The sequence below is a fragment of the Streptomyces sp. NPDC006450 genome (genome assembly GCF_040612195.1).
Classification (GTDB): Bacteria; Actinomycetota; Actinomycetes; order Streptomycetales; family Streptomycetaceae; genus Streptomyces.
In genome coordinates this window covers 16,664-31,716 of sequence record NZ_JBEXPT010000037.1, presented here as the reverse complement: position 1 = coordinate 31,716, position 15,053 = coordinate 16,664, and the positions used below count along the sequence as shown (strand labels likewise).

At 74.1% G+C, this 15,053-nt stretch carries 13 protein-coding genes; 6 read left to right on the top strand and 7 right to left on the bottom strand.

What is annotated here, in order from left to right; all coding sequences use genetic code 11:
• Positions 1-8 precede the first annotated feature (8 nt).
• From ABZY57_RS14540 to ABZY57_RS14530, 3 genes are all read right to left on the bottom strand, one after another.
• The gene (locus ABZY57_RS14540) at positions 9-776 is read right to left on the bottom strand and encodes an SDR family NAD(P)-dependent oxidoreductase (protein ID WP_356511688.1); all 768 of its coding nucleotides are present in this window, start codon (positions 774-776) and stop codon (positions 9-11) included.
• Between the two features lie 36 nt (positions 777-812).
• The gene (locus ABZY57_RS14535; protein ID WP_356511686.1) at positions 813-1,658 is read right to left on the bottom strand and encodes a DNA-formamidopyrimidine glycosylase family protein; all 846 of its coding nucleotides are present in this window, start codon (positions 1,656-1,658) and stop codon (positions 813-815) included.
• A 487-nt stretch (positions 1,659-2,145) separates the two neighbouring features.
• A complete protein-coding gene (locus ABZY57_RS14530) occupies positions 2,146-6,774 on the bottom strand; it encodes a DEAD/DEAH box helicase (RefSeq protein ID WP_356511684.1) in 4,629 nt (1,542 codons plus the stop codon).
• An 80-nt stretch (positions 6,775-6,854) separates the two neighbouring features.
• On the opposite strand from ABZY57_RS14530, the gene ABZY57_RS14525 reads away from it, so the two are divergent.
• The gene (locus ABZY57_RS14525) at positions 6,855-7,790 is read left to right on the top strand and encodes an AraC family transcriptional regulator (protein WP_356511682.1); all 936 of its coding nucleotides are present in this window, start codon (positions 6,855-6,857) and stop codon (positions 7,788-7,790) included.
• Here the strand turns inward: ABZY57_RS14525 and ABZY57_RS14520 are convergent.
• Positions 7,787-8,590: a DUF4037 domain-containing protein gene (locus tag ABZY57_RS14520; RefSeq protein ID WP_356511680.1), complete on the bottom strand. Its 804-nt coding sequence runs from the start codon at positions 8,588-8,590 to the stop codon at positions 7,787-7,789. The genes ABZY57_RS14525 and ABZY57_RS14520 overlap by 4 nt on opposite strands.
• A gap of 65 nt (positions 8,591-8,655) precedes the next feature.
• On the opposite strand from ABZY57_RS14520, the gene ABZY57_RS14515 reads away from it, so the two are divergent.
• The gene (locus tag ABZY57_RS14515) at positions 8,656-9,411 is read left to right on the top strand and encodes an AzlC family ABC transporter permease (protein ID WP_356511678.1); all 756 of its coding nucleotides are present in this window, start codon (positions 8,656-8,658) and stop codon (positions 9,409-9,411) included.
• Positions 9,408-9,716 carry an AzlD domain-containing protein gene (locus ABZY57_RS14510; protein WP_243331856.1) on the top strand — a complete coding sequence of 103 codons (309 nt, stop codon included), beginning with the start codon at positions 9,408-9,410 and terminating at the stop codon, positions 9,714-9,716. The genes ABZY57_RS14515 and ABZY57_RS14510 overlap by 4 nt, the downstream gene beginning before the upstream one ends.
• Here ABZY57_RS14510 and ABZY57_RS14505 read toward each other — a convergent pair.
• A complete protein-coding gene (locus tag ABZY57_RS14505) occupies positions 9,685-10,659 on the bottom strand; it encodes a hypothetical protein (protein WP_356511675.1) in 975 nt (324 codons plus the stop codon). The genes ABZY57_RS14510 and ABZY57_RS14505 overlap by 32 nt on opposite strands.
• 81 nt (positions 10,660-10,740) lie before the next feature.
• Here ABZY57_RS14505 and ABZY57_RS14500 point away from each other — a divergent pair, with 81 nt between their 5' ends.
• Complete coding sequence (locus ABZY57_RS14500) at positions 10,741-10,935, top strand: DUF3046 domain-containing protein (protein ID WP_214955542.1); 195 nt, start codon at positions 10,741-10,743, stop codon at positions 10,933-10,935.
• Positions 10,936-11,110: 175 nt separating this feature from the next.
• Complete coding sequence (locus ABZY57_RS14495) at positions 11,111-12,376, top strand: AI-2E family transporter (RefSeq protein ID WP_356511709.1); 1,266 nt, start codon at positions 11,111-11,113, stop codon at positions 12,374-12,376.
• Here the strand turns inward: ABZY57_RS14495 and ABZY57_RS14490 are convergent.
• Together ABZY57_RS14490 and ABZY57_RS14485 are read right to left on the bottom strand one after the other, a co-directional pair.
• Positions 12,324-13,085, bottom strand: coding sequence for a Clp protease N-terminal domain-containing protein (locus ABZY57_RS14490; RefSeq protein ID WP_356511673.1), 762 nt, complete (start codon positions 13,083-13,085; stop codon positions 12,324-12,326). The genes ABZY57_RS14495 and ABZY57_RS14490 overlap by 53 nt on opposite strands.
• A 46-nt stretch (positions 13,086-13,131) precedes the next feature.
• Positions 13,132-13,749: a 2'-5' RNA ligase family protein gene (locus ABZY57_RS14485; RefSeq protein ID WP_356511671.1), complete on the bottom strand. Its 618-nt coding sequence runs from the start codon at positions 13,747-13,749 to the stop codon at positions 13,132-13,134.
• A 184-nt stretch (positions 13,750-13,933) separates the two neighbouring features.
• Here ABZY57_RS14485 and recA point away from each other — a divergent pair, with 184 nt between their 5' ends.
• Entirely contained in the window at positions 13,934-15,052 is a 1,119-nt protein-coding gene (recA, locus tag ABZY57_RS14480) for a recombinase RecA (RefSeq protein WP_356511669.1), read from the top strand.
• The last annotated feature ends 1 nt before the right edge of the window (position 15,053 follow it).

The following is a 15,053-nucleotide window of genomic DNA, read 5'->3' as shown; positions in this document are numbered from 1 at the left end:
GGGGGTGGTTACCAGGGCATGGAGACTCCTCCGTTCGGGCGAAGGATCTGGCCCGTCATGAAGGACGAGGCGTCCGAGGCGAGGTAGAGCACGGCCTGGGCTATGTCCTCGGGCTCCCCCACGCGGCGCAGCGGGGACATGCGCGTCATCATCGCCTCGGTCTGCTCCTGGACCTCGGGGCTGTGCCGGCCGGTCATCGGGGTGCGGATCCAGCCGGGCGCGACGGCGTTGACGCGGATGCCGTGGGGGCCGGCCTCGGTGGCGAGGGTCTTGGTCAGCTGGACGACGGCGGCCTTTGAGGCGCTGTAGCAGAGCAGGCCGGGCTGGGCGGCGTCCACGGCGCCGGAGGCCATGGTGATGATCGAGCCGGGCCGGCCGGCCGCGATCATGGCGCGGGCCGCCTCCTGGCAGGTGCGGAGCACACCCTTGAAGTTGATGTCCAGGACCCGGTCGAGGTCCTCGTCGGACGTCTCCAGGACGCTGCTGCTGTGCATGATCCCGGCGATGGCGGCGGTGATGTCGAGCGGGCCGGCCTGTGCGATCGCCGTCCTGATCGCGGCGCGGTCGGTCACGTCGAGGGGGTGGGGGGTGGCCCGGCCGCCGGCCTTGGCGATCAGTTCGACGGTCTCCTCCAGGCCCTGGGCGTCGCGGTCCGCACAGTGCACGGTGGCTCCGGCCTCGGCGAGGAGTGCGGCGGTGGCCCGGCCGATGCCGCTGGCGGCGCCGGTGATCAGGGCGGTCCGGCCGGTGAGTTCGTACGCGCTGGGTGTAGGCATGCGGGGACGGTACGACCGGATCTGACGGGGCGTCAACTAAGGCGTCGGGCCGGATTGGCAGCGGGGACACCAGTAGGTGGGGCGGTCGTCCTGGGGGGCCTCGCGGACGGGGGTGCCGCAGCGCAGGCAGGGGCGGTGGGCGCGGCCGTAGACGAACAGGTCCTGACCGGGGCGGCGGCTGCCGGTGGTGTTGCGGCGGCTGGCCTTCTTGTTCGCGTCGAGGAGCCGGTGCGCGGCGGCGGCGAGGCGGGTGAGGGTGCTCGGCGGCAGATCGCCCACCGGAGTCCAGGGGGTGACCTGGGCGAGGAAGCAGAGCTCGGCCTTGTAGATGTTGCCGATGCCGGCCAGGTTGCGCTGGTCGAGGAGGGCCTCGCCGAGGGGGCGGGCGGGGGCGGCGAGGAGGTTCGCGGCGGCGGTGGCCTCGTCCCAGTCGGGACCGAGGAGATCGGGGCCGAGGTGGCCCACGGCGCGGTGCTCGTCCGCGGTGCGGAGCAGTTCGACGACGGGGAGGCGGTAGCCGAAGGCGGTGTGGGTGGCGGTGCCGAGGATGACGCGGATCTCGTGGGCCGGTCCGCCTTTGGGGATGCCGGTGGTGCTGGCGGGGGTGGTGGGGAAGATGCGCCAGGTGCCGTCCATGCGGAGGTGGGTGTGGAGGGTGAGGAGGGGGTGGGGGGTGGCGCCTGCCTCGTCGTCGGGTGCCGGTGGGTGGCCGAAGCGCATGAGGAGGTGCTTGCCCCGGGGGACTACCTCGAGGGTGGTGAAGCCGGTGAGGTCCGCGGTGGCGAAGCGGGGGACGCGGAGGTCTGAGCGGGTGAGTTCCTTGCCTGCGAGGGCTTCGCGGAGTCGGGCCGCGGCGCGGTAGATCGTGTCTCCTTCGGGCATGCGTTCATTCTCCTGCGGAGTCGGGCTGGTGGGGTGGGGTGCCGTTGCGCGGTGCTTGCTCCCCGCCCCGCCCTTCCTCCGTTCCCCGGGGCTGCGCCCCGGATCCCGTTCTCGGGCTGCGCCGTGGACTGCGTTCCCGCCAGGGGCGGTGGACCCCGCCCGCGCTGTGCGGTGGCCCCCGTTCCGGCCTGGGCCGTGGGCCCCTTCCCCGGGCCCCGCTCTCCGGGCCCCGTTCTCCGGGCCCCGCCCCGGGCTCTGTCGCCGGGCTTGGCCCTGGGCCCTGGGGCGGGGCCGTGGGACACGTCCCGGGGGCTGCGCCCGGCGCTGGGGACCTGTCGGCGGGGTACTGGGACCCGGGCCCCGGACTCTGTCGCCGGGGTGTGTCCCGGAGTCGGGCTCTGGGCTGGGGTGCTGGGGCGGGGCGCGGGTGTTCTCGGGGTTTGCGGTGCGGCGGTGCCCGGGGTGGTTCCGGGCGGCGGACGGGTGGTCAGCGGCGGAGGCGGAGGCCTTGGGGGGTGGCGTGGAAGCCGGTGGCTTCGATGGGTGGGGCGTAGGGGGACGTGAGGGAGGGGGTGGCGTTGATGCGTTCCAGCGTGAGGGTGGGGAGGGTGCCCTTGTGGGAGGCCGTGGTGAGGGCTGCCACGGCGGCTGTGAGGCGGGGGTCGTCCGGGCCGGGCCAGGCGAGGAGGGTTTTGCCGCCGCGCTCCAGGTAGAGGGTGAGTTCGCCGTCGACCAGGACCACCAGGGAGCCGGCCTTGCGGCCCGGCTTGTGGGTGGCACCGGACGGGGGCTCCGGCCAGGGGAGGGCCGCTCCGTAGGCGTTCGCCGGGTCGGCGGCTGCCAGGACCACCGCGGCCAGCGGGGGCGGGGTCCGCTCGGCGGCGCGGAGGCGGTCGACCGCGCCGTCCATGGCGAACTGGGCCGCGCCCAGGCCTTCGACCACGTAGCCCCTGCGGGCCTGGCCGCTGTCCTCGAAGGCGGACAGGACCCGGTAGACCGCGCTGAAGCCGCCCTCCACGCCTTCCGCGGCCACCGCGCCCCGGGTCACCACCCCGTGGCGGTCCAGCAGGGTGCGGGCCAGGGCGTGTGCGCGGTGGGTCGGGTCCGGGGCGTGGACCGGGAGCAGGGACCAGCGGCCCGACACCGTGGGCGGGCCCGTACGGGAGGCGGGGGTGCTGAGGGTGCCGTAGCGGCCGCGGGGGATCGTACGGCGAGCGCGGTGGGCGGTGGCGCCCGCCGTGCGGCCCGAGCCGAGGAGGGAGCGCAGGGGGGCCAGGGTGTCGTTCGTCAGGCGGCCGGACCACGCCAGGTCCCAGACGGCGGAGGAGAGGTCCGCGTCGGAGGCGTCCGGGTGCAGGGCGCGGACACGGTCCGTGAGCTGGCGGAAGAACAGGCCGTAGCCGCCGGAGAGGGCGGAGAGGACCGCTTCGTGGAGCGGGCTGAGCTCCAGGGGGTGCGGCTGGGGGAGGAGGAGCGGGGCCGCCTCCGCGAGGTAGAGGGAGATCCAGCCGTCCTTGCCCGGCAGGGCGCCCGCGCCCGCCCAGACCACTTCGCCGGTGGTGGTGAGCTCGTCCAGGAGGGTCGGTGAGTAGTCCGCCACGCGGGAGGGGAGGATCAGCCGTTCGAGGGCGGAGGCGGGGACCGCGGCGCCCTGGAGCTGCTCGATCGCGCGGGCCAGGCCGTCGACGCCGCGCAGGGCTCCGCCCAGGTGCTGCCACTGGGGGAGGAAGGTGGCGAGGGAAGCCGGGGGGACCGGTTCCAGTTCCTGGCGCAGGGCCGCCAGCGAGCGGCGGCGCAGCCGGCGCAACACCGTCGCGTCGCACCATTCCTGGCCGATGCCCGCCGGGTGGAACTCGCCCTGGACCACCCGCCCGGCCGCCGCGAGCCGGTGCAGTGCGCCGTCCGTCACGGCCGTGCCCAGCCCGAAACGGGCGCCGGCGGTGACCGTGGTGAAGGGGCCGTGGGTGCGGGCGTACCGGGCCAGGAGGTCGCCGAGGGGATCCTTCACCGGCTCGGTGAACGCCTCCGGGACGCCCACCGGGAGCGCCGTGCCCAGTGCGTCGCGCAGCCGGCCCGCGTCCTCGATGGCCGCCCAGTGGTCCTCGCCGCCGATCCGCACCCGGATCGCCCGGCGGGACGCGGAGAGGGACGGAGCCCACTCCGGTTCCGCGCCGCGGGCGGCCAGTTCCGCCGGGGTGAGCGGGCCCAGCAAACGCAGCAGGTCGGCGACCGACTCGGCGTCCTTGGCCCGGCGGTCCTCGGTCAGCCACTGGAGCTCCCGCTCCAGCTCCGTCAGCACTTCCGGGTCGAGCAGCTCGCGGAGCTCCGCCTGGCCGAGCAGCTCGGCCAGCAGCCGGGAGTCCAGCGACAGCGCGGCCGCCCTGCGCTCGGCGAGCGGCGAGTCGCCCTCGTAGAGGAACTGGGCGACGTACCCGAAGAGGAGGGAGCGGGCGAAGGGGGAGGGCTCGGGGGTCGTGACCTCGACGAGGCGGACCCGGCGTGCCTCGATGTCCCCCATCAGCTCGGTCAGGCCGGGCACGTCGAAGACGTCCTGCAGGCATTCCCGTACGGCCTCCAGCACGATCGGGAACGAACCGAACTCGGAGGCCACCTGGAGCAGTTGTGAGGCGCGTTGGCGCTGCTGCCACAGGGGGGTGCGCTTGCCGGGGCTGCGGCGCGGCAGCAGCAGGGCGCGCGCCGCGCACTCGCGGAAGCGGGAGGCGAACAGTGCGGAGCCGCCCACCTGGTCCGTGACGATCTGCTGGACCTCCCCGTGCTCGAAGGCGACGTCCGCCGCGCCCAGCGGGGGCTTCTCGTCGTCGAAGTCGAAGTCGAATGACGTGGAGGTGGAGGTGGTGGAGGAGGCGTAGGAGCTGTTCCGCGCCGGGTCGTGGTCCAGGAGGTCCATGTTCAGCAGGTCCGCGTCCGGGAGGCGGAGCACGATGCCGTCGTCGGCGTGCATGACCTGCGCGTCCATCCCGTACCGCTCGGAGAGCCGGGCGCCGAGCGCCAGTGCCCACGGGGCGTGCACCTGGGCGCCGAAGGGGGAGTGGACGACGACCCTCCAGTCGCCGAGCTCGTCGCGGAACCGCTCGACGACGATGGTCCGGTCGTCCGGTACGTGGCCGCAGGCTTCGCGCTGTTCGGCGAGGTAGGCGAGGACGTTCTCGGCGGCCCAGGCGTCCAGGCCGGCCGCGAGGAGGCGCAGTCGGGCGTCCTCGTCGGTCAGGCCGCCGAGCTCGCGCAGGAAGGCGCCGACCGCGCGGCCCAGTTCCAGCGGGCGGCCCAGCTGGTCGCCCTTCCAGAACGGGAGCCGCCCCGGGACCCCGGGGGCGGGGGTGACCAGGACGCGGTCGCGGGTGATGTCCACGATCCGCCAGGAGGTGGTGCCCAGGGTGAAGACGTCGCCGACGCGGGATTCGTAGACCATCTCCTCGTCGAGCTCGCCGACCCGGCCGCCGCCCTTCTTGGGGTCCGCCCCGGCGAGGAAGACGCCGAAGAGGCCGCGGTCCGGGATGGTTCCGCCGGAGGTGACCGCGAGCCGCTGGGCGCCGGGCCGGCCGGTGATCGTACCGGCGACGCGGTCCCACACCACCCGGGGCCTGAGCTCGGCGAACGCGTCCGAGGGATAGCGGCCGGCCAGCATGTCCAGGACCGCCGTGAAGGCCGAGTCCGGCAGCGCGGCGAAGGGGGCCGCCCGCCGCACCAGAGCGAGCAGGTCGTCGAGCTGCCAGGTGTCCATCGCGGTCATCGCGACGAGCTGCTGGGCGAGGACGTCCAGTGGGTTGGAGGGGATCCGCAGGGACTCGATCGAGCCCGTGCGCATCCGCTCGGTGACCACGGCCGCCTGGACGAGGTCGCCCCGGTACTTGGGGAAGACGACTCCGGTGGAGACCGCGCCCACCTGGTGCCCGGCCCGGCCCACCCGCTGCAGCCCGGAGGCCACCGACGGCGGGGACTCCACCTGGATGACGAGATCGACGGCGCCCATGTCGATGCCGAGCTCCAGGCTGGAGGTGGCGACCACGGCGGGCAGCCGGCCCGCCTTCAAGTCCTCCTCCACCAGCGCCCGCTGCTCCTTGGACACCGAGCCGTGGTGGGCGCGGGCCAGCAGCGGGGGAGCGCCCTGGGCGGCGCCCGACTGGGCCATGATCTCGGCCGGGGGCGGGCCCTCGGGCAGCGGGCCGCCGGTGGCCCGCTCGTACGCGATCTCGTTGAGCCGGTTGCACAACCGCTCGGCGAGACGGCGGGAGTTGGCGAACACGATGGTGGACCGGTGGGCCTGGACGAGATCGGCGATCCGCTCCTCCACGTGCGGCCAGATGGAGGGCTTGTCGCCGCCCTCCTTGCCCTCGGTGGCGGGGGAGCCGCCCAACTCGCCCATGTCCTCGACCGGGACGACCACCGACAGGTCGAACTCCTTGGTGGAGGGCGGCTGGACGATCTCCACCTTGCCGCGCGGAGCGAGGTAGCGGGCCACCTCCTCCACCGGGCGGACCGTCGCCGACAGCCCGATCCGGCGCGCGGGGCGGGGCAGCAGCTCGTCCAACCGCTCCAGGGACAGCGCGAGATGGGCGCCGCGCTTGGTCCCGGCGACCGCGTGCACCTCGTCCAGGATCACCGTCTCGATCCCGGCCAGGGCCTCGCGGGCCGCCGAGGTCAGCATCAGGAACAGCGACTCGGGGGTGGTGATCAGGATGTCCGGCGGCCGGGTCACCAGCGCGCGCCGCTCGGCCGGCGGGGTGTCGCCGGAGCGGATCCCGACCCGGATCTCCGGCTCGGGCAGGCCCAGGCGCACCGATTCCTGCCGGATACCGGTCAGCGGGCTGCGGAGATTGCGCTCCACGTCCACGGCCAGGGCCTTCAGGGGCGAGATGTACAGCACCCGGCAGCGCTTCTTCGGCTCGGCCGGGGGCGGGGTCGAGGCGAGCTGGTCGAGGGCGGCGAGGAAGGCGGCCAGGGTCTTGCCGGAGCCGGTGGGGGCCACCACCAGCACGTCCGAGCCCGCCCCGATGGCCCGCCAGGCACCCTCCTGGGCGGAGGTGGGCGAGACGAAGGCCCCCGTGAACCAGGAACGGGTCGCGGGGGAGAACGAGTCGAGCGCAGTACCGGACATGCCCCCATCGTGCACCCGCCCACTGACAACCGGCCGGACCTGTGGAAACACCCCGGCCGGGCCGGGCGCAGAATGGGGGGATGGGGACGGGGACCGGAGCGGACGAGGGCCGCCGGGAGTGGGCGCGGCACTGGCAGTACGCGGAACTGCCCGGGCTGGACCTCCTGCGCGCCCACTACGTGCGCCACACCTTCCCGCGCCACGCCCACGACGGGTACGTCATCGCGGCCGTCACCGGCGGCGTCGAGGAGATCGGCCTGCCGGGAGACACCCTGCGCGCCGGGCCCGGCAGCGTGGTCCTGATCAACCCCGAGGTCCCGCACACCGCCCGCGCCGGGGTCCCCGACGGCTGGGCCTACGCCACCCTCTACCCCTCCCGGGCCCTGATCACCGAGGTCGCCACCGAGATCGGCACCCTGCGCGGGACCCCCGGTTTCACCGCCGACATGGTCGCCGACCCGCAGGCCTCGCGGGCCATCACCGAGGTCCACCGGGCCGCCGAGGCCGGCAACGCGCTGGCCGCCGACACCCTGCTGCGCGGGGTGGTGGCGCGGATGCTGACCCGGCACGCCGGGCCGCTGCCGGCCCGTACGGCGGGCCGTGCGGGCGCCGCCGACGCGGAGCGGGCCCGGGCCGTACTGGAGGAGCGGATGGGGGAGCCCCCGTCGCTGGAGCAGCTCGCGGCGGAGCTGGGCACGAGCCCCTTCGCCCTGCTGAGGGCCTTCCGGGACCGGTACGGCATGCCTCCGCACACCTGGCTGACCGACGCCCGGGTACGACGGGCGCGCCGGCTGCTCGACGCCGGGATCCCGCCGGCGGAGGCGGCCGTCACCGTCGGCTTCACCGATCAGCCGCACCTGAACCGGCACTTCACCCGCATCGTGGGGGTGCCGCCGGGGGCGTACCGGCGGGGGCGCGGCGGTGCGCCGGGCAGCGCGGTGGGCCCGGGGCCGGCCGGCCCCGGCCGGGCCGTCCCCTTCGGGCCCGACCGGCAGGATCCGGAAGGGGCGGCTTAGTCCGCCAGCCCCGCGCGGGTCTCCTCGATCAGGGTGCGGGCCTCGGTCACCGTCGCCGTCAGGGACTCGGCGGTGGTGCCCTGGGCGCCGAGCAGGGACCGCACGCGCGGGCCGAAGGAGGGCGGCGCGCAGGGCAGGAGCTCGGCGGCGGACAGGGCGCCCTTCTCGTTGAGGCACCAGCGGCGGTCCGCCGCGTACAGGGCCTGGACGAGGATGCCGAAGGCGCGGGACAGGCACAGCGAGACGTACAGGGCGTCCGCGCGGGCCGCGCCCTTCGCGGCGCCCGCTGCGAGGAACTCCGCCTCCCACGCCCCGGCTATCAGGGCCTTCCGGAGGGGCTCCGGGTAGGCCGAGACCGCGGTGCGCAGGGCCGTCAGTTCGCCCGTCGGGTCCGCGAGGACCTGCCCCAGGGCCGCCTCGCCCGGGTAGCAGGGCGACCAGAAGCCGAGTGGGTGGCCCGGCTGCACGCCCACCTCGTAGCGGCCCTCGCGGCAGTCCTGCCACACCCGCTCCACCCGGTCCAGGTCGCGCAGGATCCAGTCCACCGCCACCCCGTCGACGCGCAGCCAGGCCCCGCCGTTGACCCAGGGGCCCCAGCAGCCCGGGCCGGCCACCTCCACGTCCGGGCCGGCCAGTGCGTCCAGTGCGGCGAGGTCGAGGGTGCCGCGGTAGTAGACGCCGAGGTCCCAGTCCGATTCGGGGCGGTGCTCGCCGCGGGCCCGGCTGCCGCCGAGCATGACTCCGCGTACGCCGGGCACCTGGGCCAGCCGGTCCGCCATTTCCTTGATCGTCTCGTGCATGGTGCAAGAACGTACAAGACCGGGACGCGCGGCCTGCGTAATTTCGGGGCGTGGGAGAACAACGGATGGTCATACGAGAAGAACCCGGACAGGGACCCGGCCAGGGACCCGGACGGGAACCCGGCCGGGACTTCCCCGGCGGGGCGCCCGCTGCGGACAAGCCGCGCGCCGCCGTGGTCCGGGACGCGCTCGGCGTCGGAGTGGCGGTCGGCCTGTCCGGGTTCGCCTTCGGGGTGACGGCCGCCGGGTCCGGGATCAGCACCCTGCAGGCCTGCGTGCTGAGCCTGCTCGTGTTCACCGGGGCCTCGCAGTTCGCGCTGGTCGGGGCACTGGCCGCCGGCGGGAACCCCTTCACGGCCGCCGCCGGGGCCTTCTTCCTCGGGACCCGCAACGCCTTCTACGGGCTGCGGCTGTCCCAACTGCTCGCGCTGCCCAAGGGCGTACGGCCGTTCGCCGCGCACTGGGTGATCGACGAGACCACCGCCGTGGCCCTGACCCAGCCCGACCGGAAGTCGGCCAGGCTCGGCTTCACCGTGACGGGGCTGGCCCTCTACGTCCTGTGGAACCTCACCACCCTGCTCGGCGCGCTCGGCGCCGAGGCCATCGGGGACACCAGGGCGTGGGGGCTGGACGCCGCCGGGCCCGCCGTGTTCCTCGCGCTGCTCGCGCCGATGCTGAAGACCGGCACCGAGCGGGCCGTCGCCGCGCTCGCCCTCGTCCTCGGGCTGGGCCTGCTGCCCGTACTGCCCGCCGGGGTGCCCGTGCTGATCGCGGCGCTGGCTGCGCCGATCGTGCTGTGGATGAAGGGACGCCGCTCGTGAACGTCTGGATCGCCATCGGGCTCACCGTCGTCGGCTGCTACGCCGTGAAGCTCGCCGGACTGCTCGTCCCCGCCGGGGCCCTGGAGCGGCCCGCGGTGCGCAAGCTCGCCGCGCTCCTGCCGGTCGCGCTGCTCGCCGCGCTCACCGCGCAGCAGACCTTCGCCACCGGGCAGGAGCTCGTGCTCGACGCCCGCGCCGCCGGGCTCGCGGCCGCCGGGGTCGCGCTGCTGCTGCGGGCCCCGTTCCTCGTCGTGGTCGCGGCGGCCGTCGCCGTCACCGCGGGGCTGCGGGCCCTGGGAGGCTAGGTCCGCCGGGGAGCCGGCCGTACGCGCGCAGGGTCAGCAGCGCCTCCAGCGTGACGATCGGGCGCCTCTCGAGCGAGCTTCCCGGCGCCCAGGCCCCTCGGTGCACCGGCCAGCCTCCGTCCGGCTGCTGCAGGCCGGCCAGGAAGCGCAGCGAGCCGTACAGCTCCGCGTCCGTGAACCAGCCGCGGGCGAGGGACTCCGGGCGGGGCGCGAAGTCGTACGGGTACAAGTGCTCGCCCGGCGCGAGGCCGGGCACCTGCGGGTAACCGTCCTGCCGCGCGGGATCCAGTACGACGAGCCGCTGCTCGCGGACGAGGCGCCCCAGCCGGTCGGCGGCCACCGCGGCCCGGGCCCGGTCGGGGACCCCGTCGAGGAAGGCCACCGCGCTCTGGATCTCGTACGGGTGCCAGTGGCGCAGGTTCTCCACCCGGTCCCAGCAGAAGTCCGTCGCCCGGAACAGCCACGCGTGCCACACCCGGTTGCGGTGCAGGATCCCGACGACGGGGCCCGTGGCCAGCAGGTCGCCCGGCGGATCGTCGTGCAGCCGGTGGTGGGGGGCGGCCGGGTAGCCGCCGGAGGCCGGAGCCGTCGCCGGAAGCGCACCCTCCGGGGTGGAGACCCGGAGCAGGTGGGCGCAGAGCCGCTCGATGCGCTGTCCGGCGCAGCGGCCCAGGCCGTCCAGGACGCGCAGGGCGTGGGCGGTGTGCAGCGGGTGGCTCAGCGGACCGCGCAGATCCGGGTCGAGGGCGTGGCCGTAGCCGCCGTCCGCGCCGAGATAGGCGCCGAGGGCGGCATCGACCGGGTCGGCGTCCCCGCCGAGGAAGTGGAACGCGAACCGCCGCTGCTCCAGCACGCGGGCCGTGAGCCAGATGAACTGCTCGGCGCGGGCCGGCGCACTCGTCGCCGTCGGCGCCGCCGGGGCGCAAGCTTCGTCTCCAGGCATGCCAGGAACCGTAGGGGCCCGGGCGGAGCCGAGGTGGCCCGAACGGGGAGGGTGCACTCTCCGGGGCGGGATACTGGAGGCATGCGGTTGACGATTTTCTGGGAGCGGATGGCCGAGCACTTCGGCGCGGGCTACGCGGACTCCTTCGCGCGGGACCACGTCATGACGGAGCTCGGGGGACGCACGGTCCACGAGGCGCTGGACGCGGGCTGGGAGGCCAAGGACGTGTGGCGCGCGGTCTGCTCGGCCGTGGACGTGCCGGCTTCGCTGCGCTAGCAGGGCAGCGCGAGCAGGGCGGCGCGAGCAGGGCGGCGCGAGCAGGGCGGGGGCGACCTGTGCGCGGGCCGGCGGCGGGCCGGGGCGAGGCCCGGGCGAGCACTTCGCGGGCGGGCCTGAGCGACCGCTTCGCGGTTCGTGGCACCCGTGGGACAGACTTGGCGGCGTGGCAGCCATCGATGAGACGACCGACCAGCCCGAAGGCCCCCGGGGCGCGCCCGCGCCCGGCCCGGCGACCCCGGCGGACGCGGGAGATCCCTCGGCCGACGCCCCGCGGGCGGCGGGTCCCCGGGCGGGGGACCCCGGAGCGCCGGGTCCCGCCGGTGGTGCGGTGGCGGACACGCGGATGCCGCGCTGGCTCCCGCGCGCCGTGGTCCTCGTACTGGCCCTGGTGGCCTGTTTCCAGCTCGGCAGTTGGGCCTTCCACCAGCTCATCGGCCTGCTGGTCAACATCCTGATCGCGTTCTTCCTCGCGCTCGCCATCGAACCGGCCGTGGCCCGGATGGCGGCCCGCGGCCTGCGCCGCGGGCTCGCCACCTTCCTGGTGTTCCTCGGGGTGTTCGTCGCGGCCGTCGGATTCGTCGTCCTGCTCGGCTCCGTGCTCGCCGCGCAGATCGTCGACCTGGTGGAGGGCTTCCCCGGCTACCTCGACTCGCTGATCGGATCGATCAACGACACCTTCCACACGGACCTGTCCCGGCTGGAGATCCAGGACAGCCTGCTGCACTCGGACTGGCTGCAGAAGTACGTGCAGAACAGCGCGACGGGCGTGCTCGACGTGTCCGCCACCGTGCTCGGCGGACTGTTCAAGCTGCTGACGATCGGTCTGTTCTCCTTCTACTTCGCCGCCGACGGGCCGCGCCTGCGCCGCGCGCTGTGCTCCGTACTGCCGCCCGCGAAGCAGGCGGAGGTGCTGCGGGCCTGGGAGATCGCCGTCACCAAGACGGGCGGATACCTCTACTCGCGCGGGCTGATGGCGCTGATCTCCGGGATCGCGCACTACATCCTCTTCGCGGTGCTGGGCGTGCCGTACGCGCCCGCGCTCGCCGTGTGGGTGGGGCTGGTGTCGCAGTTCATCCCCACCATCGGCACCTACCTGGCGGGCGCGCTGCCGATGCTGATCGCCTTCACGGTCAATCCCTGGTACGCGCTGTACGTCCTCGGATTCGTGGTGGTGTACCAGCAGTTCGAGAACTACGTGCTCCAGCCGAAGCTGACCTCGAGGACGGTGGACATCCACCCGGCGGTGGCCTTCGGATCGGTCATCGCGGGCACCGCCCTGCTGGGCGCGGTCGGGGCGCTCATCGCGATCCCGGCCGTCGCCACGATGCAGGCCTTCCTCGGCGCGTACGTGAAGCGGTACGCGCTGACCGGAGACGCGGACGCCTCTACTTCCCGGGCTCGTCCGAGGCGCCGAGTACGGATGCCAGGGCGTCGTTGACCCAGTTCTCGACGCCGTCCTTGTCCGCGCCGAGGCCGCTGAGCGGACCCGTGCCGTTCTCCAGTTCCAGGAGCGCGAGCAGGATGTGCTCGGTGCCCACGTAACCGTGGCCGAGGCGCAGGGCCTCGCGGAACGTGAGCTCCAGGGCCTTCTTCGCCGAGGCGTCGAAGGGGATCAGGTCGGGAACGTCCTCCACGGCCGGGGGCAGGGCGGCGGTCACGGCGGCGCGTACGTCCTCGGCCGCGATTCCCTGGGCGGCGACCGCGTGGGCGGCGAGGCCGTCGGGCTCGGCGAGAAGTCCGAGGACGAGGTGCTCGGTGCGGATCTCGGTGTTGCCGGCGGCGCGGGCCTCGTTCTGTGCGGTGACCACCACGTTGCGGGCGCGGGGGGTGAAGCGGCCGAAGCCCTGGCCGGGGTCGAGTCCCGCGTCGCCCTCCTTGTCGGCCTTGGGGACGAAGCGCTTCTGGGCGGCCTGGCGGGTGACGCCCATGCTGCGGCCGATGTCGGTCCAGGAGGCGCCGGAGCGGCGGGCCTGGTCGACGAAGTGGCCGATGAGGTGGTCCGCGACGTCCCCGAGGGCCTCGGCGGCGACGACGGCGCCGCTGAGCTGCTCCAGGGTGTCGCTGTGGACCTTCTTGATGGCCTCGATGAGGTCGTCGAGGCGTACCGGATTGGTCATGCGAACGGGTTCCACCGAAGGGTTCGTCATAGGTGCAACCCTAGGTTGACAGCCGCGGAGCGTCAACCCGGGGTTGTCACTTGGTGCGTTCCCGCAGGGGGAAGCTCGCGCGCTCGTGCCAGGCCGTCCCGTCGTAGGCCACCAGGTCGACGGAGCGCACGCGGGTGCTGAGGGGGAGCCGTCCGCCCAGGTCCGCCTCGGCTGCGTCCAGGTCCGCCTCCAGGGCCCGCTGGGCCACCGTGAGGTGCGGGACCGGGTCCGGATAGCGGCCGCCGTAGGGGCGGACCTCCGGCCAGCGCTCGGTGACCGCGCGGGTCAGCATGCGCAGCGGGGCGTCGGGCTCCGGGGCGAGGTAGAGCATCCCCGGGAACCGGCCGGTCCGCTCGAAGCGCAGGTCGAAGGCGTGGTGGGGGCGCAGGGCCGCGGCGATCCCGGCGTGGACGGAGGCGTCGATCAGGTCCTCCTGGAGGAACGGGTAGAGCACGCTCACGTGCGCCGGCACCCCGGCTCCGGCCCTCGCCGCGGGGTCGATCCGGTCCCGCCAGGGCCCGACGGCGGGCTCCGCTTCGGGTATCCGCACGATGAGTGCGGTGCGTCCGGCGGGGAACATGCTGGAGGTGGCGCCCGCGCTGTCTGCGCTGCTCGTGCTGCGCGCGGTGCCTGTGCTGCCCGTGGTGTCTGCGGTGTCCGTCACGGGAGTGGATCATGCCACCCGCCGGTGTGGCGTACGGGTCCGGCGTGGCGCGCTTGACACGGAAATCGAACACGCATTCTTATGGGTTATCCACAGTCGAACCGGGCGTGGGACCGCGTTGTCAGTGGCAGGCGTTAGCGTCAATGGCGTGAAGCGATCGACTCAAGCAAATCGGGTGGAACCCATGGCAGGCAACGACCGCGAGAAGGCTCTCGAAGCCGCGCTCGCACAGATTGAACGGCAGTTCGGCAAGGGTGCCGTGATGCGTCTCGGCGACAAGCCGAACGACCCCATCGAGGTCATCCCCACCGGATCGACCGCGCTCGACATCGCGCTCGGCGTCGGTGGACTGCCGCGCGGCCGTGTGATCGAGGTCTACGGGCCGGAGTCCTCCGGTAAGACGACCCTGACCCTGCATGCCGTGGCCAACGCGCAGAAGGCCGGCGGCACCGTGGCCTTCGTGGACGCCGAGCACGCGCTCGACCCCGAGTACGCCAAGGCCCTCGGCGTCGACACGGACAACCTCATCCTGTCCCAGCCGGACACCGGTGAGCAGGCGCTGGAGATCGTGGACATGCTGGTCCGCTCCGGCGCGCTGGACCTCATCGTCATCGACTCCGTCGCGGCCCTCGTGCCCCGCGCGGAGATCGAGGGCGAGATGGGCGACTCGCACGTGGGTCTCCAGGCCCGTCTGATGAGCCAGGCCCTCCGGAAGATCACCGGTGCGCTCAACCAGTCCAAGACCACCGCGATCTTCATCAACCAGCTCCGCGAGAAGATCGGTGTGATGTTCGGCTCGCCGGAGACCACCACCGGTGGCCGCGCGCTGAAGTTCTACGCCTCCGTGCGCCTCGACATCCGGCGCATCGAGACCCTGAAGGACGGCACGGACGCGGTCGGCAACCGCACCCGCGTCAAGGTCGTCAAGAACAAGGTCGCGCCGCCCTTCAAGCAGGCCGAGTTCGACATCCTCTACGGCCACGGCATCAGCCGCGAGGGCGGCCTGATCGACATGGGCGTGGAGCACGGCTTCGTCCGCAAGGCCGGTGCCTGGTACACGTACGAGGGCGACCAGCTCGGCCAGGGCAAGGAGAACGCGCGGAAGTTCCTCTGCGACAACCCGGCCCTCTCCGACGAGATCGAGCGGAAGATCAAGGAGAAGCTGGGCGTCGGCATCCGCAAGGACGCCGCCGCGACCCCCACGGCCGAGGCCGGCGCGGACGCGTCCGCCGAGACCGCCGCGGTGCCCGCTCCCGCGTCGAAGGCCAAGACCGCGGTCAAGGCCGCCGTCGCCAAGAGCTGAC

Bases quoted from the DNA above. Each gene is read 5' to 3' on its own strand.
- ABZY57_RS14540 (WP_356511688.1), bottom strand. From the start codon at position 776: ATGCCTACACCCAGCGCGTACGAACTCACCGGCCGGACCGCCCTGATC.
- ABZY57_RS14535 (WP_356511686.1), bottom strand. From the start codon at position 1,658: ATGCCCGAAGGAGACACGATCTACCGCGCCGCGGCCCGACTCCGCGAA.
- ABZY57_RS14530 (WP_356511684.1), bottom strand. From the start codon at position 6,774: ATGTCCGGTACTGCGCTCGACTCGTTCTCCCCCGCGACCCGTTCCTGG.
- ABZY57_RS14525 (WP_356511682.1), top strand. From the start codon at position 6,855: ATGGGGACGGGGACCGGAGCGGACGAGGGCCGCCGGGAGTGGGCGCGG.
- ABZY57_RS14520 (WP_356511680.1), bottom strand. From the start codon at position 8,590: ATGCACGAGACGATCAAGGAAATGGCGGACCGGCTGGCCCAGGTGCCC.
- ABZY57_RS14515 (WP_356511678.1), top strand. From the start codon at position 8,656: ATGGTCATACGAGAAGAACCCGGACAGGGACCCGGCCAGGGACCCGGA.
- ABZY57_RS14505 (WP_356511675.1), bottom strand. From the start codon at position 10,659: ATGCCTGGAGACGAAGCTTGCGCCCCGGCGGCGCCGACGGCGACGAGT.
- ABZY57_RS14500 (WP_214955542.1), top strand. From the start codon at position 10,741: ATGCGGTTGACGATTTTCTGGGAGCGGATGGCCGAGCACTTCGGCGCG.
- ABZY57_RS14490 (WP_356511673.1), bottom strand. From the start codon at position 13,085: ATGACGAACCCTTCGGTGGAACCCGTTCGCATGACCAATCCGGTACGC.
- recA (WP_356511669.1), top strand. From the start codon at position 13,934: ATGGCAGGCAACGACCGCGAGAAGGCTCTCGAAGCCGCGCTCGCACAG.